The following is a 21,529-nucleotide window of genomic DNA, read 5'->3' as shown; positions in this document are numbered from 1 at the left end:
TCTCGGTCAGGCCAGGAGGCTGTCCATGGCGTAATAGTCCAGCGGCATGCCGGCCGCCACCCGGGTCCCGGCCGGCACGTGGGCCAGGCCGTGCGCCCAGGCCGCGGAGCTGAGCACGCCCGAGCCCTGGCTGGGATAGGCGGCGAGCCGGCCGTTTTCCACCCGCACCCGGAGGAATTCGTCGCGCTTGCCGGGGCGGTCGCGCTCGAAGCCGGCGGGCACCGGCACGGGGGTCGCCAGGAGGGTGTCCCGGCCCTGCATGCGCCGGATGGCGGGCGCCGCGAACAGCAGGAAGGTCGCGAATAGCGACACCGGGTTGCCCGGCAGTCCCAGGAACGGCGTCTCCGCGACCCGGCCGATGGCCAGGGGCTTGCCCGGCTTCATCGCCACCTTCCAGAGGTCCAGGCGCCCGAGTGCTTCCACCGCCGCCTTCACGTGATCCTCGTCGCCCACGGAGACGCCGCCGCTGGTCAGTACGAGGTCGGCCGCCGCGGCCGCCCGCGTCAGGGCCTCGCGCGTGGCCTCCGGGGTGTCCGCGACCCGTTCGGGCGGCAGGGGCTCGCAGCCCAGGCGCCGCAGCAGGGCGGCGGCCAGCGGGGCGTTGGAGTTGTAGATGCCGCCGGGCGGCAGCGGCTGACCGGGCGGCACCAGCTCGTCGCCGGTGGCGAGTACGGCCACCCGCAGGCGGCGTCCGACGTCGAGGGCGTCGGCGCCGACCGAGGCCGCCAGGCCGAGGTCCTGCGGCCGTAGCCGGCGGCCGGCCGGGATCACGACATCACCCGCGCGGATGTCCTCGCCCGCGGCGCGGATGTTGGCGCCGGCGCCGGGAAAACGATCGATACGCACACTATCCCCGGTCTCCGTGCAGTCCTCCTGCATGATCACCGTGTCGGCGCCCTCGGGCACCGGTGCGCCGGTGAAGATGCGGGCGGCGGTGCCGGAACGCAGGGGTACCGGGCCGACGCCCGCGGGGATGCGCTGCGATACCGCCAGCTCGGTGCCGCCGTCGGCGGCCACGTCCGCCGCGCGCACGGCGTAGCCGTCCATCGCGCTGTTGTCCCACGCGGGCACCGACACCGGTGCGACCAGGTCGTGGGCCAGGATGCGATCGAGGGTCTCCTCCAGGGGCAGCCGTTCGCTGCCCGTGTCCGCCCGGGCGAGCCCGGCGAGCAGCCGCTCGCGGGCCTCGGTCACGCTGAGGGCGCCGCTCATAGCAGCGGGTTCTCGATACGGATCGGCTGGCCCTCGCGGTCGAAGCAGGCGAAACGGCTCAGGTCGCCGCCGGTGAGGATGGCCTTGGCCATGCGCTTGAGATGGGTGTCGCATTCGTCGCGGCCGGGCGCGCGGCCGTCGCGGCCGGCCAGCACCGCCAGCATCAGGAACTGCCAGGGCTGCCGGGTCTCGTCGGCGGCCGCGACCACGTCGTCCAGACGGAGCTCCGGGCTCAGCAGCAGGTCGCGGACCATCATCGGGGTCAGGCTGCCCTCGTTCTCGGCCGGGACCTCGGTGCCGTCGGGCCGGCGGTGGAACACCGGCTCCACGCCCACCAGGACCACCAGGAGCTTGGCCGGCTCCGGCTCGTCGGCGGCCATGGCCACCAGGTCGTCGAAGCTCTCGATTTGCGGGGTCGGTGAATTCATTGCATCAGCGGACTTGCGTCGGCCTCCAGGTCGATGCCGGAGATCTCGGCATCGGCGATCAGGACCTGCAGGTACTGGCTCACGGCGCGGCGCCAGGAGCGTTCCCGCAGGTAGTCGGCGATCATAAGGCGTACGTCGTCATAGTCCAAAGGCTCGCCGCCCGACCGCGCCAGGACCTCGACCACGTGGAAGCCGTAACGGGTCTCGATCGGGCGCTCGGCCAGGCCCGCCGGCAGCCGCAGGACCACGTTCTCCAGCTCGGGCACGGTCTGGCCGCGGCCGACGAGGCCCAGGTGGCCGCCGCGCTCGGCGGAGGGGCAGCGCGAATGCGCCGCGGCCAGCTCGTCGAAGCGGTCCGGGTCGGCCTGCAGCGCCGCCACCAGTTCATCGGCCCGGTCGCGGGCCGCCGTGCGCCCCTCGGCATCGTCGGGGGCCGCGGCCAGGAGGATGTGGCGCATCTCGATCTCGCGCGGGGAGCGGAAGCGGTCGCGGTTGGACTCGAAGTAGCGCCGGCAGGCGGCCTCGTCGGCCTCGGGCACGGGCACCTCGCGGTCGAGCAGCTCGTCGATGGCGGCGTCCAGCCGGTCCTGCGTCTCGATGCCGATCTGCTTGGCGCGCTGGCGCAGCAGCTCGCGCACCGCCAGGCGGCGTGTGGCCTCGGCGCGCTTCTCGTCGATCGTGCCGGTCTCGACGTAGCCCGATTCCAGGTTGATCTGCTCCTCGGGGATGAGCACGCGGTTGACCAGGGGCATTGTCACGGTCGTTTCCTCAAGCGTTGTATCTCACGAATGGCTTGCCTTGAGCGTTCGGCATCAGACCCGGCGCTGGCGGACCACTTGGTACTGGCGCGTGACGTAGGTCAGCGGCGCGCTCCAGATGTGCACCAGGCGCGTGAACGGGAACACCAGGAAGGTGGTCACGCCCAGGAAGATGTGCAGCTTGTAGACCCAGTGCACGTTGGCCACGAAATCCGCGGCGCCCGGGCGGAAGGTCACGATGTGCTGCGCCCATTCGCCCAGCACCAGCATCACCGAGCCGTCCAGGTGCTGGTAGGACACGGGGATGGTGAACAGGCCGAGCACGAGCTGCGCGTAGAGCAGCAGCAGGATGAAGATGTCCATTCGGGTCGAGTGGGCCCGCACCTTGGGATGGAACAGCCGCCGGTGCAGCAGGATGGTGGCGCCCACGATCGCGAGGGTGCCCGCGATGCCGCCCGAGACCATGGCCAGGATCTGCTTGCTGCCGGCGGTGAGCCCCAGGTAGGGATACAGCCAGTGCGGCATGAGCAGGCCGATCAGGTGGCCGAAGAACAGGAAGATCACGCCCACATGGAACAGCAGGCTGCCGATCTGGAAGCGCGGGGAATTGTCCAGAAGCTGGCTGGAGTTGGTCTTCCAGGTGTACTGGCTCATGTCGAAGCGCACGAGGCTGCCCAGCAGGAACACGGTGCCGGCGACGTACGGGTAGAACTGGAAAAGCAGTTGGTTCAGGTAATCCATGGTCTCGTTCTCCCTAGTGGTCCGGACGCGCGGCCGGCCGTTCGGTCGGGTATTGTCGGGTGGCGCCGCAATCGGTCTGCGGTTCGTCGGGCCCGAAGGTCACCGGCGCTTCCTGCCACACCCGGTCCAGCGCCGCGGGGGTGTCGTCGCGCTGTTCCTCGGAGGCCATCCTGGTCAAGGCCTCGGGCATGGGATCGACGTCCAGCAGCCGCAGCAGCACCCGGAACGGCGCGGCGTGGCGGCTGCCCCGCTCGGCGAGACGGACGTGGATGCGCTGGAGGATATGGCCGGTATCCGCCAGCCAGGCTCGCGCCTCGCTCTCGGGCAGCAGGGCGGTGAACTCCAGGAACATGGGCAGGTAATCCGGCAGTTCCCGGCAGTCGATGGCCAGGCCGTGCTCGCGGTAGGCGTTCGACAGCTCGATCATGGCGGGCCCGCGGTCGCGCGATTCGCCGTAGACATGCTCGAACAGGTACAGCGATACCTTCTTGCTGCGATCGAAGGTCTCGACGAAGGCGGCCTGGGTCTCCAGCAGGTCGCTGTCGGCCAGCCAGGCGACGCAGTCGGCCAGGGCCCGGCGGTCGTCGGCGTCGAGCTCGGGCCGTGCCGCCAGCACGCCCTCGAGTTCGCGGACGTGCGCCCGCAGCGCCGTGTCCGGATAGCCCAACAACAGTGCCACGGCCTTCAGGGCCGGAGCGAGGTCCTGCGCCGGCGTGCCCACGGTCATTTGCGGGCCTCCTCGGCCGGTGCCGGCTCGTGTTCGCGCTGGCGCGGGCTCTTGCTCCCGAACAGGTTGGTGCGGGTCACGCCGTGGGTGTGGCAGCCGTCGCCGAAGCTGAAGCCGCAACCGCTGCGCTCGCCGTACGGGTCCGGCGTGCCCAGCTCGCGGTGGTTGGTGGGGATCACGAACCGGTCCTCGTAGTTGGCGATCGCCATGGTCTGGTACATGTCCTCGAGCAGGGTTTCGTTCAGGCCCACTTCCTCCAGGACATCGTGGCGCGGCTCGCCCTCGACCGTCTGCGAGCGCTTGAACACGCGCATCGCCAGGAGCCGCCGCAGGGCGTGGGTCACCGGGCGCTCGTCGCCGCCGGTGAGCATGTTGGCCAGGTACTTGACCGGGATGCGCAGCGATTCGACGTCCGGGATCAGGCCGTGCCAGCCGACCTTGCCGGCGTCGGCCGCGGCCTGCACCGGCGACAGCGGCGGCACGTACCAGACCATGGGCAGGGTGCGGTACTCGGGGTGCAGCGGGAAGGCGACCTTCCAGTCCACCGCCATCTTGTAGACCGGCGAGCGCTGCGCGGCCTCGATCCAGGAGTCCGGCACGCCGTCGGCGCGCGCCTGGCGGATCACCTCCGGGTCGTGCGGATCCAGGAAGATATCGAGCTGGGCCTCGTACAGGTCCTCCTCGTTGGGCACGCTCGCCGCTTCCTTGATGCGGTCGGCGTCGTACAGCAGCACGCCCAGGTAGCGGATGCGGCCGACGCAGGTCTCGGAGCACACGGTCGGTTCGCCCGACTCGATGCGGGGATAGCAGAAGGTGCACTTCTCGGATTTGCCGGACTGCCAGTTGTAGTAGATCTTCTTGTACGGGCAGCCGGAGATGCACATGCGCCAGCCGCGGCACTTGTCCTGGTCGATCAGGACGATGCCGTCCTCCTCGCGCTTGTAGATCGCGCCCGAGGGGCAGCTCGCCACGCAGCTCGGATTCAGGCAGTGCTCGCACAGCCGGGGCAGGTACATCATGAAGGTGTGCTCGAACTGCCCGTAGATCTCCTTCTGCACGTTCTCGAAGTTGTAGTCGCGCTTGCGCTTGGCGAACTCGCCGCCCAGGATCTCCTCCCAGTTCGGCCCCCACTCGATCTTCTCCATGGGCTTGCCGGTGATCGCCGAATAGGGCTTGGCCGTGGGCTGGGCCTTGGACGGGCCGGCGTTGTGCAGGCGCTGGTAGTCGAAGTTGAACGGCTCGTAGTAGTCGTCGATCTCGGGCAGGTGGGGGTTGGCGAAGATCTTCGCCAGCAACCGCCACTTGCCGCCCTGCCGGGGCCGGATGTCGCCGCCGTTGGTGCGCACCCAGCCGCCCTGCCAGCGGTCCTGGTTCTCCCAGTCCTTGGGATAGCCGACGCCGGGCTTGGTCTCGACGTTGTTGAACCACATGTACTCCGCGCCCTCGCGCGAGGTCCACACGTTCTTGCAGGTCACCGAGCAGGTGTGGCAGCCGATGCACTTGTCGAGGTTGAGGACTTTGCCGATTTGCGCTCTGATTTTCATGTCGAGACCTCCGCATAACGTAGCGAGCGAAGACAGGTTGGCCGCCGCCGGCGCGCGGTAAGCGCGGCGTATGCGCCAATACGTGAGGGCTTATGCACTGTGGGGGAGCACCGCCGGCGGCCGAGATGTCGAGCGTAGTAGTTAGGCGGAGGTCTCATCGGACGTACTCCTGCTGGAGAATTGACTCGTCGTCCCCTTCCAGCCAGTCGACGCGATCCATCTTGCGGAGCACGACGAACTCGTCGCGGTTGGAGCCGACGGTGCCGTAGTAGTTGAAGCCGTAGCTCTGCTGGGCGTAGCCGCCGATCATGTGGGTCGGCTTGACCACCGCCCGGGTCACCGAGTTGTGGATGCCGCCGCGGTTGCCGGTGATCTCGGAGCCGGGCGTGTTCACGATGCGTTCCTGGGCGTGGTACATCATCGCCATGCCCTCGCGAACCCGCTGCGAGACCACCGCGCGGGCGACCACGGCGCCGTTGACGTTGAAGACCTCGATCCAGTCGTTGTCCTCGACCCCGGCCTTGGCCGCGTCGGTCTCGGAGATCCAGACGATGGGGCCGCCGCGCGACAGGGTCAGCATCAGCAGGTTGTCGCTGTAGGTGCTGTGGATGCCCCACTTCTGGTGCGGGGTGATCCAGTTGAGCACGATCTCCGGGTTGCCGTTGGGCTTGGTCCCGATGATCTCCTTCCAGGTCTTGGTGTTGACCGGCGGCCGGTAGGCGACAAAGCCCTCGCCGAAGCCGCGCATCCACTCATGGTCCTGGTAGAACTGCTGGCGGCCGGTCAGCGTGCGCCAGGGGATCAACTCGTGGACGTTGGTCCAGCCGGCGTTGTAGCAGACCTTCTCGGACTCGATGCCGGACCAGGTCGGCGACGAGATGATCTTGCGCGGCTGCGCCTGGATGTCGCGGAAGCGGATCTTCTCCTCTTCCTTGTTCTCGGCCAGGTGCGCGTGCTCGCGGCCGGTGAACCTGGAGAGCGCGTTCCAGGCCTTGACCGCGACCTCGCCGTTGGTCTCCGGCGCCAGGGACATGATCGCCTCGCAGGCGTCGATCGCGGTCTCCAGGCGCGGCCGGTCGTGATGGGCGCCCTCGGCGACGTGGCGGCCGTTGAGCTTGCCCAGGTATTCCACCTCGTGTCCGGTGTCCCAGGAGATGCCCTTGCCGCCGTTGCCGAGCTTGTCCAGCAGCGGGCCGATCGAGGTGAACCGTTCGTAGGTCGCGGGGTAGTCGCGTTCCACCGTGAGGATGTTGGGCATGGTCTTGCCCGGCACCGGCTCGCACTCGCCCTTCTTCCACTCGGCCACGCCGAACGGCTGACCCAGCTCCGCCGGGGTGTCGTGCAGCAGGGGCAGGGTGACGATGTCGGTCTCCACGCCGAGTCGGCCGTCGGCGACCTCGGAGAACTTCCTGGCGATGCCCTTGAAGATGTCCCAGTCGGAGCGCGACTCCCAGGCCGGGTTCACCGCCTCGGACAGCGGGTGGATGAAGGGATGCATGTCCGAGGTGTTGAGGTCGTTCTTCTCGTACCAGGTGGCGGTGGGCAGCACCACGTCCGAGTACAGGCAGGTGGTGGACATGCGGAAGTCCAGGGTCACCAGCAGGTCGAGCTTGCCCTCCGGGGCCTGCTCGTGCCAGACGACCTCCTCGGCCCGCTGCTCGCCCGGGTCGCCCAGGTCCTTGCCCTGGACGCCGTCGTCCGTGCCCAGCAGGTGCTTGAGGAAATACTCGTGCCCCTTGCCGGAGGAACCCATCAGGTTGGAGCGCCAGACGAACAGGTTGCGCGGGAAGTTCTCCGGCGCGTCCGGGTCCTCGCAGGCCAGCCGCAGGTCGCCGGACTTGAGCTGCTCGACCACGTACTCCTTGATGTCCTTGCCGGCGGCCACCGCCTCGCGGGCGACCTGCAATGGGTTGCGGTTGAGCTGCGGCGCCGAGGGCAGCCAGCCCATGCGCTCGGCGCGCACGTTGTAGTCGATCAGGCTGCCGGGCCAGTCGTCCTTGTCCGCGAGAGGCGAGAGGATCTCGTCGATGGCGAGCTTCTCGTAGCGCCACTGGTCGGTATGGGCGTACCAGTAGGAGGTGCCGTTCATGTGCCGCGGCGGGCGCGCCCAGTCGAGGGCGAAGGCCACCGGCAGCCAGCCGGTCTGCGGCCGCAGCTTCTCCTGGCCCACGTAGTGCGCCCAGCCGCCGCCGCTCTGGCCGATGCAGCCGCACATCACCAGCATGTTGATGATGCCGCGGTAGTTCATGTCCATGTGGTACCAGTGGTTCAGGCCGGCGCCGAGGATCACCATGGACTTGCCCTGCGTCTTGGCGGCGTTGTCCGCGAACTCGCGCGCGACCCGGGCCACGTGATCGGCGGGGACGCTGGTGATCGCCTCCTGCCACTTGGGCGTGTAGGGCACGTCGTCCTCGTAGGAGGTCGCGCAGGTGTCGCCCTCGAAGCCGCGATCCACGCCGTAGTGGGCGACCATCAGGTCGAACACCGTGGCCACGGCGACGGTGCCGCCGTCGGCAAGCCGGAGGTGCTTGACCGGCACCTTGCGGTGCAGCACCTCCTGCTGCTCGTTGTGATCGAACTGCTCGTGCTCGACGCCGCCGAAGTAGGGGAAGCCGACGGTGGCGATGTCGTCGGCGTGATCCTTCAGCGACAGGCGCGGTTCGATGTCGCCGCCCGTGGTCTCGGCCTTCTGCTCCAGGTTCCAGCGGCCGCTCTCGTCCCAGCGCGAGCCGATGGTGCCCTGCGGGACCACCGGCGCGTCCGCGCCCTCGTCCCAGACCAGGGTCTTCCAGTCGCCGTTCTTGAGCGAGTCGCCGTCCGGCAGCTCGCTGGCCCGCAGCAGCCGGCCCGGTACCAGGCCGCTGGCGTGTTCGTCCAGCCGCACCAGCATGGGCATGTCGGTGTACTGGCGGCAGTAGTCGCGGAAGTACGGCGTCGGGTTGTCGACGTGGAATTCCTTGAGGATGACGTGGCCCAGGGCCATGGACAGGGCCGCGTCCGTGCCCTGCTTGGGCGACAGCCAGAGATCGGCGAACTTGGTGGCCTCGGCGTAGTCCGGCGAGCAGACCACGATCTTGGTGCCGTTGTAGCGGGCCTCGGTCATGAAATGGGCGTCCGGCGTGCGCGTCTGCGGCACGTTGGAGCCCCACATCATGATGAACTTGCTGTTGTACCAGTCGGCCGACTCCGGCACGTCGGTCTGCTCGCCCCAGGTCATGGGCGAGGACGGCGGCAGGTCGCAGTACCAGTCGTAGAAGGACAGGCAGACGCCGCCGATCAGCGACAGGTAGCGGGTGCCGGCGGCGTAGGACACCATCGACATCGCCGGGATCGGCGAGAAGCCGGCGATGCGGTCCGGCCCCCAGCGCTCGACGGTGTGAGCGTTGGCGGCGGCGATGAGTTCGTTGACCTCGTTCCAATCGGCCCGCACCAGCCCGCCCAGGCCGCGGCGCTTCTGGTAACTGCGGCGCTTGTCCTCGTCGCCGACGATCGCCGCCCAGGCATCCACGGGATCGGCGTGCTCGGCGCGCGCCCGGCGCCACAGCTCCAGCAGGGTGCCCCGCACCATGGGGTACTTCAGGCGCGCGGCGCTGTAGATGTACCAGGAGTAGCTGGCGCCGCGCGGACAGCCCCGCGGCTCGTGGTTGGGCAGGTCGGGCCGCGTGCGCGGATAGTCCGTCTGCTGGGTCTCCCAGGTGACCAGGCCGTCCTTGACGTAGATCTTCCAGGAGCAGGCGCCGGTGCAGTTCACGCCGTGCGTGGAGCGCACGATCTTGTCGTGCTGCCAGCGCTGGCGGTAGGCCTTCTCCCAGGACCGGTCCTCGTCGGTCGTGCGGCCGTGGCCGTCCGCGAACTCGTCGCGGGTGCGCTTGAAGTACGTCAGGCGATCGAGAAAGTGACTCATGGCTAAGCTCCTGGGGACGGCGTGCCGGGACCGCCGGTGTCCGGACCGGTGGTCCCGCACGGCATGCCTTGGATGCGACGGGATATGTTCATGGGTTGCGGATGTAGGCGTTGCGGCGGAGGTAGAACCACCAGTTCACCGCCAGGCAGACGGCGTAGAAGGCGGCGAAGCCGTACATGGCGTATTCGGGGTTGCCGGCCTGGATCTGGTCGCCCATCACCCGCGGGGCGATGAAGGCGCCGTAGGCGGCGACCGCGGAGGTCCAGCCCAGCACGGGCCCCTTCTTGGTCTTGTCGAAGATCACGCCGATGGTGCGGAACGTGGAGCCGTTACCGATGCCCGATGCCGCGAAGATCAGCATGAACAGCAGCAGGAAGGGCCAGAAGTAGTCCTGGGGCGATGCCGAACCGTAGGCCAGCATCATCACGTAACCGACCGCGACCGAGGAGACCACCATGACGGCCGAGATAAGCTGGGTCACGATGGAGCCGCCGACCTTGTCCGATATCCAGCCGCCGACCGGGCGGATCAGGGCGCCGATGAAGGGCCCGATCCAGGCGTAGGTCAGGGCGCTGGGGCCGTCGGGATTGGCGACCCGCTCGACCGTGCCGTCGGCCCCGGTTTGCGCCATGTAGCCGAAGATCACCTCGATCGACAGGGGCAGGGCGGCGGAGAAGCCGATGAAGGAGCCGAAGGTGGCGATGTAGAGCACGGTCATCGACCAGGTGTGCCGCTCGCCGAAGATCGCGAACTGCTTCTTCAGGCTGGCCTGGATACCGCCGGGGATCAGCCGCATCAGCACCAGCGTGAGCACGATGATCAGCGGCAACGCGAGCCACATGTTGAGCAGGTCGAGACCCACCGGCTCCGGCAGGTAGAGATACAGGCCGATCGCCGCCGCCAGCAGACCGACGGCGTACAGCCCCAGGATCTTGCCGAAGGCGGCCAGCGGATGGCCGGGCTCTGGGGTAACGCTGCGCAGGTTGTTCATGCCCCACCAGGCCGCCACGCTGGCCGGGATCAGTAGTAGTGCCCAGAGCAGGGCGGCGTTCTGGATCCAGGTGTCGGTGCCGGCCTCGATGCGGCCGATCAGGGTGCCGCTGGAACGCTCCAGCGGCATGGGGTCGCCCGCCAGGGAGCCGAAGACCGCCGCCGTCATCACCAGCGGGATCAGGATCTGCATGGTGGTGACGCCGAAGTTGCCCAGGCCGGCGTTGAGGCCGAGCGCGAGGCCCTGCTGGCGCTTGGGGAAGAAGTTGGAGATGTTGCTCATCGAGTTGGCGAAGTTGCCGCCGCCGATGCCGGACAGGAAGGCGTAGAGCTGGAATTCCCACAACGGGGTGTTCATGTCCTGGAGCGCGACGTAGGCGCCGACACAGGGCAGGATCATCAGCGCGGTGGTCAGGAAGATGGTGTTGCGGCCGCCGGCGATGCCGATCATGAACGAGGCCGGGATGCGTAGCGTGGCGCCGGTCAGACCGGCGATCGCGGTCAGGGTGAACAGTTGGGTCTCGCTGAAGGGGAAACCCAGGTTGAGCATCTGGACCGTGATCATGCCCCACATCAGCCAGACCGCGAAGGCCAGCAGCAGGCAGGGTATGGAAATCCAGAGGTTGCGGTTGGCGATGCGCTTGCCGTCCTTCTCCCAGAAGGCGGTATCCTCGACGTCCCAGTGGACGATGTCCTTGGCCATTTTCCGGTCCTCGTTGTCGTCGGCCCCGAGGCGGGGCCGCTCCCGCTAAGTGTTCTTGTGTGCCGCCGGCACGGGGCCGGCGGCGCGCGTCAGGACGCGCTTTCCCGCTCCCGCTTGTAGTCCGGCTGGATCTCGGGCAGGTAGCGGAACCGCTCCTCCTCGGCCAGTGCCGGCACCCGGCGGCGTTCCATGCGCAGGATCGCGAAGTGCATCCAGGTCAGGGACACGGCGACGACCAGGAACAGCAGCATGAAGCAGCTAGTCCAGACGCCGGTGAGATCGTTCATCACGCCGAAGCCGATGGGCAGGAAGAAACCGCCCAGGCCACCGATCATCCCGACCAGGCCGCCGACCGAGCCGACGTGATCGGGGTAGTAGACGGGGATGTGCTTGTACACGGCGGCCTTGCCCAGTGACATGAAGAAGCCGAGCACCACCGTGAGCAGCGTGAAGGCCGCGATCGGCACCCCGAAGGCGAATTCGATGGGGCCGTCGATGCCCGACACCACGTAGCGGGTATCCGGGTAGGAGAGGACGAACAGGCAGGCCAGCGAGACGATGAAGGTCCAGTACATCACCGTCCGCGCGCCGAATTTATCCGAGAGCCACCCGCCGAGGGCGCGGAAGACCGAGGCCGGCAGGGCATAGAGTGCCGCCAGCGTTCCGGCGGCCCCCAGGCTTAGGCCGTAGGCGCCCACATAGTAGCGGGGCAGCCAGGAGGCGAGCGCGACGAAGGCGCCGAACACGAAGAAGTAGTAGAGCGAGAAGCGCCAGACCTGGAGGTTGGCCAGCGGCGCGAGCTGCTCGCGCAACGGGGTCGGCGCCGAACCTTCCTCGCGGCGCCGGCGCAGGCGCGGATCGTCCTCGGTGATCAGCCAGAACAGCACCGCCATGCCCGCCAGCACCGCGGCGTAGATCAGGGCGGTCCGCTCCCAGCCGAAGGCGACCACCAGGAAGGGGGCGCCGAAATTGGTCACCGCCGCGCCCATGTTGCCGGCGCCGAAGATGCCCAGGGCCGTGCCCTGGTGCGTCTTGTCGTACCACTCGGAGGTGTAGGCGATGCCGACGATGAAGGAGCCGCCGGCCAGACCGACGCCGAGCGCGGCCAGCAGGAAGATGGCGTAGGTCTCGACCGAGGCCAGGAGATAGACGGCGACGGACGTGGTCAGCATGAGCACCGTGAACACCAGGCGCCCGCCGTATTTCTCCGTCCAGATGCCCAGAAACAACCGGCTGATGGAGCCGGTGAGCACCGGCGTGGCCACGAGCAGGCCGAACTGGGTCTCGCTCAGACCCAGGTCCTGTTTGATCTTGACCCCGATGATCGAAAAGATCGTCCACACCGCGAAACACACGGTGAAGGCCAGGGTCGACGTCGCCAGCGCCTTGTGCGCCTTGGACGGGTTGTATTCTTCCGGGGCCAACATGCTCGACTTCCGCCTTTGAGCTCTTGCCCGGCTATGGTGCAATTCAACCGTGCCTCGCTCCTTGACCAACGTCAATGATTCGCGCCAGAAAAGCGATTGACATCGGTCAAGGCAGGCGGCGGGAAGCTGCCCTAAAACGGTGCCTTCGTGCCATGACATTGCAGCGACGGGAGACGGCGATATGACCAAGACGGCCCGCATTCCAATCGGACTTACCGCGACGATCCTCATGCTGGCGGCGCTTCCCGGAGCCCGGGCGGCCGATGGGGCGACCGGCCTTGAGCGGGCCCTGACGTCGGGAACGACGCATGTCGACGCACGTCTTCGCCACGAGCGCGCGGAACAGGACAACGGCTTGCGCGATGCCGACGCCACTACCTTGCGGCTGCGTCTGGGATATCAAACGGACACCTGGAACGGCCTGGATGCCTTGGCCGAGTTCGAGGGCACCTTCGCCATCGGCGGCGAGGACTACAACAGCGGCCCGGCTTTCCTGGACAGCACCAACGGCCATACCGGCTACACCACGATCGCCGATCCCACGGACGAGCAGATCAACCGCGCCTGGCTGCGCTATCGCGGCCCGTTCGATACCGAAGCGAAGGTGGGACGCCAGCGGCTGATCCTCGACAACGCCCGTTTCATCGGCAATGTCGGTTGGCGCCAGAACGAGCAGACCTTCGACGCGGTCAGCCTGGTCAACAACCGCCTGCCGGGCGTGGTGCTGCGCTATGCTTGGGTGCGCAAGCAGCATTTCGTGCTCTACAACGACAACAAGATGGACACCCATCTGTTGAACGCCAGCTATGCCTACGGCCCCGAGTTCGCGCTCAGCGGCTACGGCTACTTCGTCGACTTCCGCGACGACAGCGGCCCGCGGGCGCCCGGCGCGCCGGACCACAAGGTCTTCGGGTTGCGCGCGACCGGCGATATCGGCGGTGTCCGCTACGCCCTGGAGTATGCCGATCAGAGCGATCACGCCGACGCGCCGTCGTCGGTCGACGCCGAGTACTACCTCGCCGAGATGAGTGCCGATGCCGGGCCGCTGGGTCTGACCGCCGGCTACGAGGTGCTCGGGGGCGACGGCACCTACGGCTTCCAGACGCCGCTGGCCACCAACCATGCCTTTCAGGGGTTCGCCGACGTGTTCCTGACCACGCCCGCCAGCGGCGTGCGCGACCGCTACGGCTCGCTGTCGGCGACCTGGGCCGGCTTCCGCGGCACGGCCATCTACCATGACTTCCGGTCCGACGAGGGCAGCGGCGATCTGGGCAGCGAGGTCGATCTGGTGGTGGCGCGGCCGTTGACCTCGCGACTGAACGCACTGGTCAAGTATGCTGACTACAGCGCCGACGATTTCGGCGTCGACACCCGGCGTTTCTGGGTGCAGGCGGAGTACGCTTTCTAGGCGTTTGCCGGAGACAGTGACGCTCAACGCCGCCCCTGCACGCGGGAAATGGCGGGATCGCCTTTCCCGGCGACAGCTTCCTAGAACAAGGCGACCGGCCCGGCCGGATGGTGCGCCAGGGCCGTGGTCACGATATAGCCGAACACCGCGAGCGCGGCCGCGAAGGCGGTCGCGCGCACCCGCCGCGTGCGTCCCCGCTTGAGCGCGATCGTGCCCAGGACGATGTAGGCGATCAGGGCCAGCACCTTGGCGGTGAGCCAGCCGTGCACGAACGGGTATTGCCGCAGGATCAGCATCAGACCCAGGGCGCTGGCCAGCAGCAGCGTGTCCACGAGGTGGGGCAGCACGCGCACCCAGCGCCGCCGCAGGCGCTCCGGTGCCGTCAGCATCCACCACCCGCGCAACAGGAACAGCGCCAGGGTCAGCGCGACCGTGGCGAGGTGGATTTGCTTGAGCAGGGGGTACCAGGCGGCCATCGCGGGTCATCCTGACGCCGGCGCGCGGCGGTTGCAATCGGCGCGGGTCTCGCCGATTCTCTCCCTCGATCCGGATGCAATCGAGGGAGGGTGATGACACCGCCGAAACCGGCCCCGCCCGCCGAGGCGGAGCTGCGCGGGCACCCCGTGCTGGGGGCGCTGAGCGACGAATTGCTGGCCCGCGTGCTCGCGGGCACGCGCGTGGTGCGGTTGCGCCAGGGCGAGAGCCTGTTCCGTCAGGGCGAATCGGCCGACCGCTTCTACCTGGTCCGCAGCGGCCACATCAAGCTGTACCGGATCGCGCCGGACGGCAACGAGAAGATCATCCATCTCGCCGGCCCGGGCGAGAGCTTTGCCGAGGCGGTGATGTTCATGCGCGGCCGCAGCTATCCGGTGCATACCGCCGCGGTCGAGCCGAGCGAACTGCTGGGCGTGCCCACCGAGCCGGTGCGCGAGACCCTGGTCGCATCCACCGACGCCTGTTTCGGCATGCTCGCCCAGCTCAGCATGCGCTTGCGCGAGCGGGTCGCCGAGATCGAGTCCCTGTCGCTTCAGAACGGTGTCCTGCGCCTGGCGAGTTTCCTGTTGCGGGAGGCGCCGCGACCGGGGACGGACGGCACCGAGGTCATCCGCCTGAACCTGTCCAAGAAGGTCCTGGCCTCGCGGCTGTCGCTGCAGCCGGAAACGCTGTCCCGGCTGTTGCGTCGGCTGGAGGAGAGTGGCCTGATCCGGGTCGACGGGCCGGAGATCACGGTCCTGGACCGGGCGGCGCTGGAGGCCGCGGTCGTCACCGGCGATTGCTGACGCGCCGGGGGTGGCGCCTATGCCGGTGCGAGCTGTCGGCGCAGTTCCCGACGCGGCGCGATCAGGTCGGCCAGCGTGTAGTCGTCCAGGGTGGCGATGAAGGCGCCCAGGGCGTCGTCCAGGGCGCCGCGCAACACGCAGGCGGGCGTCAGCCGGCAGGCGTTGCCGGCGCCGAAGCATTCGACCAGCTCGAAGCCGCTTTCCATGCGGCGCACGACGTCGCCCACGTTGATGTCCGCCGGCTCGCGGCCCAGGCGGATGCCGCCGTGTTTGCCCCGGATCGTTTCGATATAACCCAGCCGCCCCAGTTCGTAGACCACCTTCATGATGTGGTTTCGCGAGATGCCGTAGCAGGCCGCGATCTCCGAGATCGTGGCCCGGTCGCGATCGGTCACGCCCAGGTACATCAGGACCCGCAGCGAGTAGTCGGTGTACTGGGTCAGTTTCATGAAACGGTCGCCCGGCGGGACGCGATCCGTGGTGAACCTTCGTAAGCAGTATATCCGTTACTTTTTTATGGCGATAGCCGCCAGGGCCGTGGTGCCCGGACCGGCATGACAGCCGCGCTGGTGGCGGATGCCGTTCAACCGCATTTGGAGTCGCCACAGTTCAGGCAGGTGAGGCAGCCGTCCATGAGCACCATGGCCTTGGTGTGGCACTTGCCGCAAAGTTGGGCGCCTTCCGGGAACTCGGCGGTGCTGTCGTCGCACTGGGCGTCGACCTGCTTCTGCGGTTGTCGGGCCTCGATCTCGGCGCGCTTGGCGGCGATGAACGCCTTTTGGTGCTCGTCCAGGGTGTCGTCTTCGAGCAGCCCGATATGCTTGAGATGCTGTTCGATGATCTCGCCGATCTCGGCCACCAGGGAGGGCATGAACTTGCCGCCCTTCTTGAAGTAGCCGCCCCGCGGATCGAACACGCTCTTGAGCTCTTCCACCAGGAAGGTGCAGTCGCCGCCCTTGCGGAATACGGCGGAGACGATGCGCGTCAGCGCCACGATCCACTGGAAGTGGTCCATGTTCTTCGAGTTGATGAACATCTCGAACGGCCGTCGTGTCTCGTGTTCGGTGCCGGCGTTGAGCACGACGTCGTTGATGGTCACGTAGAGGGCGTGGTCGGACAGTGGCGTCTTGACCTTGTAGGTCTTGCCCTCGAGCCGCTCCGGGCGCTGCACCCGCTCGTGCATGTGCTCGATCTCGGGCGCCTGCGGCGTCTCCGTCGGCGCGGTCTCGGGCCGGGCTACATCGTAGTCGACGATCTTGCGGTCGATCTTTATCGCCATGATGTTTCCTTCTCCCTTGTGCGTTTTAGAGGGTGTTTGCAAAACGTAGCAGCGCAGTAGTTTTGCAAGCTTCCTCTCAGAAGCGGCCGTAATAGCCTTCCTTTAGGGCGTCGAACAGGTTGGCGGCGGTGTGGGTCTCGCCGTCGTATTCGATCTCGTCGCCGCCCTTTGCCTCGACCACCGAGCCGTCGTCCAGGACGAAGCGATAGGTGGTGTTGCTCAGGTCGCTCTCCTTCACGAGCACGCCCTGGAAGGCCTCGGGGTTGAAGCGAAAGGTGGTGCAGCCCTTCAAGTCCCGCCGGTAGGCGTAAAGATAGATGTCCTTGAAGTCCCCGTACGGGTAGTCGGTGGGGACGTTCGCCGTCTTGGAGATGCTGGAGTCGATCCATTTCTGCGCCGCCGCCTGGACATCGACGTGCTGGCGGGGCGTGATCTCGTCGGCGGTCACGAAGTAGTCCGGCAGGTTGCGCGTCGCCGGATCGGTGGCCGGGCGCGCCTCGGCGTCCACCAGATGCCGGTAGGCCAGCAGCTCCATCGAGAACACATCCACCTTTTCCTTGGACTTGCGGCCCTCGCGGATCACGTTGCGGAAGTAGTGATGGGCGAAGCTGGGCTCGATACCGTTGCTGGCGTTGTTCGCCAGCGACAGCGAGATGGTGCCCGTGGGCGCGATCGAGCTGTGGTGGGTGAAGCGCGCGCCGCGCTCGGCGAGTTGCGCCACGAGGTCGGGATCCTCGGCCGCGATCCTCTGCATATAGCGGCTGTACTTCGCGTGCAGCACGCGTCCCGGCACTGTCTGGCCCGATTCGTAGCCGTCCGCCACCATCTCCGGGCGACGGCGCAGCATCGCCTCGGTGACCGTGAACGTCTCGTCCATGATCGGCGCCGGCCCTTTCTCCTCGGCGAGTTGCAGGGCCGTGCGCCAGCCCTGCAGGGCCATTTCCTTGGCGGCGCGCTCGGTGAACGCCAGCGACGCCGGTTCGCCGTACTTCATGCGCAGCATGGTCAGTGCCGAGCCCAGGCCCAGAAAGCCCATGCCGTGGCGGCGCTTGCGGAGGATCTCGTCGCGCTGCCGCGCCAGCGGCAGGCCGTTGATCTCCACGACGTTGTCCAGCATGCGGGTGAAGACATCGACCACCTCGCGGTAGGTCTCCCAGTCGAATCGGGCCTGCTCGGAGAAGGGGTCGCGCACGAAGCGGGTCAGGTCGATCGAGCCCAGCAGGCAGGCGCCGTAGGGCGGCAGGGGCTGTTCGCCGCAGGGGTTGGTGGCGCGGATGGTCTCGCAGAACCAGTTGTTGTTCAGTTCGTTGACACGGTCGATGAGGATGAAGCCCGGTTCGGCGTAGTCGTAGGTGGCCGTCATGATCATGTCCCAGACGCCCCGGGCCTTGACCTTGCGGTATATCCGGCAGGCCACCGCGCCGTCCTCGCGGGTGACATAACCCGCGGTGGCCGGCCACTCGCGCCAGATCACCTGCGCCGGATCGTCCAGATCGACGCCGCCGTCCGCGGCTTCCTCCGCCAATAATGGGAAGGCCAGAGGCCATTCGTCGTCATGCGCCACGGCCTGCATGAACTCGTCCGTGACCAGCAGCGAGAGGTTGAACTGCCGCAGCCGGCCGGCCTCGCGCTTCGCGCGGATGAAGTCCAGGACATCGGGATGCCCCACGTCGAAGGTGGCCATCTGCGCGCCGCGGCGACCGCCGGCGGAGGAGACCGTGAAGCACATGCGGTCGTAGATGTCCATGAAGGACAGCGGCCCGGAGGTGTACGCGCCGGCCCCGGAGACATAGGCGCCCCTGGGCCGCAGCGTGGAGAACTCGTAGCCGATGCCGCAGCCGGCCTTCAGGGTGAGTCCGGCCTCGTGCACCTTGGCCAGGATGTCGTCCATGGAGTCGCCGATGGTGCCCGAGACCGTGCAGTTGATGGTGGAGGTGGCCGGTTTGTGCGCCAGGGCGCCGGCGTTGGACACGATGCGCCCGGCGGGGATGGCGCCGTGGCGCAGCGCCCAAAGGAACTTCTCGTTCCATTCGTCCCGTGCGGCGGGCGTGGTCTCGATCTCCGCCAGCGCCCGCGCGACCCGCTTGAAGGTGTCGTCCACGTCCCGGTCCACGGGACGCCCGTCCTTGGTTACGAGGCGATACTTCCGGTCCCAGATGTCCAGGGACGCCGGCTGCAGCGGGATGCCGCCGACGGCACCCGACAGGGTATGAACTGCCGCGGCATCGGCCATGGCGTACTCCTCCTATATGGTGCCGCCGACCCTATCCGCCCCCAATATGCTGTGCCTTGATATAGATCAAGCACCACATATTGCGGCGTGCTATGAGGGTGTCAGCCCGGCCTGCCGTCGGCCCGAGGCCGGCTCAGGATCGGCCAGTAGGCGATGACGAACAGGCCGAAGCCGACCGCCCAGGCGAGGGCGCTCGCGCTCACGCCCAGCCGGTAGTCGAGCAGGCCCAGGGCGGCGGCCACGCGCAGCAGGCCGGCCGCCAGGACCGCGGCGTACATGCCGAGGCCGAATGGCGGCAGGGAGAGGGCGCGGCCCGTATGTCCCAGGGACACGCGGGTCATCACGCCCATGATCAGGGTACCGGCGGCGCCGGCGGTCACCGCGTGAATCCAGGCCGTGGGAATGATGCCGTCGGCGAAGGGTTGCAGGCCCTTGAGCAACAGTGCCGCCACGATCCAGAGATAGCCCAGGTGCAGGATCCACAGCAGCGGCTCGCGCCAGACGTGCCAGCCGCTCCAGAGCGTCAGCCGCGCGCCGTTGGCGACGCTGGCGGCCAAGGCGAGCAGCGCGCCGGCCAGCGGCAAGCCGGGGATCAGGTCGACCGGGATCATCAGGGCCGTGGCGGCGATGGCCGCGCGGTCCAGGTTCGGCAGGCGCTGGACCACGTCCGGGTCCTCGCCGTGGATGCGCAGCCAGTTCGCCGTGAAGGCGGGCGTGATGCGGCCGGCGATCACGACCATCAGCAGCGTGATCAGGTTCAGTGCCAGGCGTTCGCCGGCGATCGCGGTCGCGGTCCATCCGAGCGCCTGCAGGTGGAACAGCAGGTTGGCCAGCGCGAACAGGCCGATGACGCCGGCCAGGAACAGGTTGCGGCGGTTGCCGTAACGAAGGAGTACGCGCGCGATGTAGATCGCGAGCACCGGCAGGTAGGCCAGATCGACCGCGGCCACCAGCCAGGCCGGCAGCCAGGTGCCGGTCCACATGGCGGCACGCCCCGCCAGCCACAACGCGACCAGGGCGAGCAGACCCCGGCCGGCCAGCGGCGGCGCGCCGGTCCAGTTGGTCATGGCGGTCAGCAGGAAGCCGGTGATCGCCGCCGGCAGGAAACCCAGCAGCATCTCGTGCGCGTGCCAGCGCACCGGCGCGTCGCCGAGCGACAACGGCCAGCCCCCGAACAGGTAGCCGACCCAGGCCAGCACGCCGACCGCGGCGTAAAGCGCCGCGAGCAGGAAGAAGGGCCGGAAGGGATAGGCCAGCAGGATCGGCGCGTTGCGGGCGTGCGCGGACATCACGTGGGCCATGGCGGGTCTCCCTGTCGTCGGGCTAGCGTTCCAGCAGCCGCAGCTTGTCGCGGATGCCGTTCCATTCGTCGGCGTCCTCGGGCGCCGGCTTCATCTCGGTCAGAACGGGCCATTCGCGGGCCAGCTCGGCGTTGATCTCGAGGAAATGCCGCTGGTCCTTGGGCAGGTCTTCCTCGGGATAGATCGCGTCGGCCGGGCATTCCGGCACGCACAGGCTGCAGTCGATGCATTCCTCCGGGTCGATGGCGAGGAAGTTGGGCCCTTCGTGGAAGCAGTCCACCGGGCAGACTTCGACGCAGTCGGTGTACTTGCACTTGATGCAGTTGTCGGTGACGACGTAGGTCATTGTTCTCTCCGGATGGCGATGCGCCGTGCCCGCGCCGTCAGCCCTGCGAGCAGACCGGGCAGGTGGCCCGGGCCGTCCCCGCCCAGGCCGCGGGCCCGGCCCCCTGGACGATCAGGCGATCGGCCAGGGCGCGATATTCGTGGTCGTTCCCGGCGCCGGCCGCGTCGGGCAGGGCGGCCGTCAACGCCCGTCTCTCGTCGGGGGCCAGCGAAGCCTCCAGGGGGCGGAAGACTTCGTTGTCCTCGCGGCACAGGTGCTCGCGGTAGTCGGCCACGAACACGCCGGCCAGGGATACCAGGTCGGCGCGGCGCACCGGCTGGCCCGACAGGACGCTGTCGGCGGCGTCGATCAGTGCCCGGCCCCGTCGCCGCAGGCGTTCATGATCCGCCGCCAGGCGGGCGGTGCGGGCGCCGAGCGCGGGACGGCGGGCCAGCACCTGTTCGAAGACTTGTTCCTCCAGCGGCAGGTGATCGCTGCCGCCATCGCCGTCCAGGTAGCGCACGATCTGGCGCATCAGGTCGTAATCGGGCGTGTCGTCGGCGTTCAGGGCGTGCCGCTGGCGGTCCAGGACATGGAGCAGGCCCGCCAGGTTGCGGTGTTCCCGCCGCAGGAGCTGCAGGATGTCGTCGGCCATTTCAGCGTCTCCGCCTGGGTTGGTTGCCTTAAAGATGTATCAAATATACATCTTTAAGGCAACAGCCGTCCTCCTGACGGATCGGCGCGGCGCCCGTTCGGCGCCGCGCCGGAATCGGTCACTTAACGATCAGCTTGCCCTTCATCATGCTGAAGTGGCCGGGGAAGGAGCAGAAGTAGGTGTAGTCCCCGCCGGCCTCGAGCTGCGAGACGTCGAAGGTGATGCTGGTGCTCTCGCCGCCGCCGACCAGATCGGTGTGCACGATCACGCGGTCGTCCTCCGGCGGGACGTAGGCGTTGTCGGCGCCGGCCTGCATGCCCGCCTGGGCCACGGCCTGATAGTCGGCGCTCTCGGTGAGCACCCAGTTGTGGCCCATCTGCTGGACCGACATCTTGCCCACGTGCTCCAGGGTCAGGGTGACCTTGTCGCAGCCCGCGGGCACGACCAGCTCGGACTTGTTGTACTGGATCTGGTCGTTGCCGGTGATCGACAGCTCGCAGTCCCCGGCCGCGGCGGGGCCGGCGGCGAACAGGGAGCCCAGCGCGATCAGGGCGAACGTGGCTTTCAGCTTGCGCATGTGTTTCCTCCAGGATGTGGATGGCTCGCGGGTTGTG

Annotated in this window: 19 protein-coding genes; 2 read left to right on the top strand and 17 right to left on the bottom strand. The window is 68.0% G+C overall.

The features are described 5' to 3' along the window. Positions 1-6: 6 nt before the first annotated feature. The 9 genes from PC39_RS05695 to PC39_RS05655 all read right to left on the bottom strand — a co-directional run bounded on the left by PC39_RS05695 (position 7) and on the right by PC39_RS05655 (position 12,434). Positions 7-1,212: a molybdopterin molybdotransferase MoeA gene (locus tag PC39_RS05695; RefSeq protein WP_353252395.1), complete on the bottom strand. Its 1,206-nt coding sequence runs from the start codon at positions 1,210-1,212 to the stop codon at positions 7-9. Next, positions 1,209-1,640: a hypothetical protein gene (locus PC39_RS05690; protein ID WP_353252394.1), complete on the bottom strand. Its 432-nt coding sequence runs from the start codon at positions 1,638-1,640 to the stop codon at positions 1,209-1,211. Before PC39_RS05690 ends, PC39_RS05695 begins: the two co-directional genes overlap by 4 nt. Beyond that, complete coding sequence (locus tag PC39_RS05685) at positions 1,637-2,392, bottom strand: peptidylprolyl isomerase (RefSeq protein ID WP_353252489.1); 756 nt, start codon at positions 2,390-2,392, stop codon at positions 1,637-1,639. The genes PC39_RS05690 and PC39_RS05685 overlap by 4 nt, the downstream gene beginning before the upstream one ends. A 60-nt stretch (positions 2,393-2,452) precedes the next feature. Further along, positions 2,453-3,139 carry a respiratory nitrate reductase subunit gamma gene (gene narI, locus PC39_RS05680; RefSeq protein WP_353252393.1) on the bottom strand — a complete coding sequence of 229 codons (687 nt, stop codon included), beginning with the start codon at positions 3,137-3,139 and terminating at the stop codon, positions 2,453-2,455. A 13-nt stretch (positions 3,140-3,152) separates the two neighbouring features. Then, positions 3,153-3,866, bottom strand: coding sequence for a nitrate reductase molybdenum cofactor assembly chaperone (narJ, locus tag PC39_RS05675; protein WP_353252392.1), 714 nt, complete (start codon positions 3,864-3,866; stop codon positions 3,153-3,155). Further along, positions 3,863-5,410, bottom strand: coding sequence for a nitrate reductase subunit beta (gene narH, locus PC39_RS05670; protein WP_353252391.1), 1,548 nt, complete (start codon positions 5,408-5,410; stop codon positions 3,863-3,865). Before narH ends, narJ begins: the two co-directional genes overlap by 4 nt. Positions 5,411-5,564: 154 nt before the next feature. Then, positions 5,565-9,314 carry a nitrate reductase subunit alpha gene (locus PC39_RS05665; RefSeq protein ID WP_353252390.1) on the bottom strand — a complete coding sequence of 1,250 codons (3,750 nt, stop codon included), beginning with the start codon at positions 9,312-9,314 and terminating at the stop codon, positions 5,565-5,567. An 88-nt stretch (positions 9,315-9,402) separates the two neighbouring features. Next, positions 9,403-11,007 (bottom strand): MFS transporter, encoded by a 1,605-nt coding sequence (locus PC39_RS05660; protein WP_353252389.1) that lies wholly within the window; start codon positions 11,005-11,007, stop codon positions 9,403-9,405. Between the two features lie 89 nt (positions 11,008-11,096). Beyond that, positions 11,097-12,434: an MFS transporter gene (locus PC39_RS05655; protein WP_353252388.1), complete on the bottom strand. Its 1,338-nt coding sequence runs from the start codon at positions 12,432-12,434 to the stop codon at positions 11,097-11,099. A gap of 181 nt (positions 12,435-12,615) precedes the next feature. Here PC39_RS05655 and PC39_RS05650 point away from each other — a divergent pair, with 181 nt between their 5' ends. Beyond that, positions 12,616-13,842, top strand: a complete 1,227-nt coding sequence (locus PC39_RS05650) for an alginate export family protein (protein ID WP_353252387.1) — start codon at positions 12,616-12,618, stop codon at positions 13,840-13,842. 80 nt (positions 13,843-13,922) lie between these two features. Here PC39_RS05650 and PC39_RS05645 read toward each other — a convergent pair whose 3' ends face one another. Beyond that, complete coding sequence (locus PC39_RS05645; RefSeq protein WP_353252386.1) at positions 13,923-14,318, bottom strand: SirB2 family protein; 396 nt, start codon at positions 14,316-14,318, stop codon at positions 13,923-13,925. A 93-nt stretch (positions 14,319-14,411) separates the two neighbouring features. On the opposite strand from PC39_RS05645, the gene PC39_RS05640 reads away from it, so the two are divergent. Then, the gene (locus PC39_RS05640; RefSeq protein ID WP_353252385.1) at positions 14,412-15,122 is read left to right on the top strand and encodes a Crp/Fnr family transcriptional regulator; all 711 of its coding nucleotides are present in this window, start codon (positions 14,412-14,414) and stop codon (positions 15,120-15,122) included. Positions 15,123-15,139: 17 nt separating this feature from the next. Here PC39_RS05640 and PC39_RS05635 read toward each other — a convergent pair whose 3' ends face one another. From PC39_RS05635 to azu, 7 genes are all read right to left on the bottom strand, one after another. Next, positions 15,140-15,571 carry an Rrf2 family transcriptional regulator gene (locus PC39_RS05635; protein WP_353252384.1) on the bottom strand — a complete coding sequence of 144 codons (432 nt, stop codon included), beginning with the start codon at positions 15,569-15,571 and terminating at the stop codon, positions 15,140-15,142. Between the two features lie 134 nt (positions 15,572-15,705). Continuing rightward, positions 15,706-16,401: a TSCPD domain-containing protein gene (locus PC39_RS05630; protein ID WP_353252383.1), complete on the bottom strand. Its 696-nt coding sequence runs from the start codon at positions 16,399-16,401 to the stop codon at positions 15,706-15,708. A 76-nt stretch (positions 16,402-16,477) separates the two neighbouring features. Next, a complete protein-coding gene (locus tag PC39_RS05625; RefSeq protein ID WP_353252382.1) occupies positions 16,478-18,634 on the bottom strand; it encodes an adenosylcobalamin-dependent ribonucleoside-diphosphate reductase in 2,157 nt (718 codons plus the stop codon). A gap of 101 nt (positions 18,635-18,735) precedes the next feature. After that, positions 18,736-19,935, bottom strand: a complete 1,200-nt coding sequence (locus PC39_RS05620) for an NnrS family protein (RefSeq protein ID WP_353252381.1) — start codon at positions 19,933-19,935, stop codon at positions 18,736-18,738. A 22-nt stretch (positions 19,936-19,957) separates the two neighbouring features. Beyond that, positions 19,958-20,281 (bottom strand): ferredoxin FdxA, encoded by a 324-nt coding sequence (gene fdxA / locus PC39_RS05615; RefSeq protein WP_353252380.1) that lies wholly within the window; start codon positions 20,279-20,281, stop codon positions 19,958-19,960. Positions 20,282-20,318: 37 nt separating this feature from the next. Further along, the gene (locus tag PC39_RS05610) at positions 20,319-20,915 is read right to left on the bottom strand and encodes a hemerythrin domain-containing protein (RefSeq protein WP_353252379.1); all 597 of its coding nucleotides are present in this window, start codon (positions 20,913-20,915) and stop codon (positions 20,319-20,321) included. 118 nt (positions 20,916-21,033) lie between these two features. Further along, on the bottom strand, positions 21,034-21,483 hold the full coding sequence (azu, locus tag PC39_RS05605; RefSeq protein WP_502950853.1) for an azurin: 450 nt from the start codon (positions 21,481-21,483) through the stop codon (positions 21,034-21,036). Positions 21,484-21,529 lie beyond the last annotated feature (46 nt).

It is taken from the genome of Salinisphaera sp. PC39 (assembly GCF_040361335.1).
Lineage (GTDB): Bacteria > Pseudomonadota > Gammaproteobacteria > Nevskiales > Salinisphaeraceae > APNM01.
The sequence above is the reverse complement of the archived record's forward strand: the minus strand, read 5'-3'. Positions and strand labels throughout refer to the sequence as shown.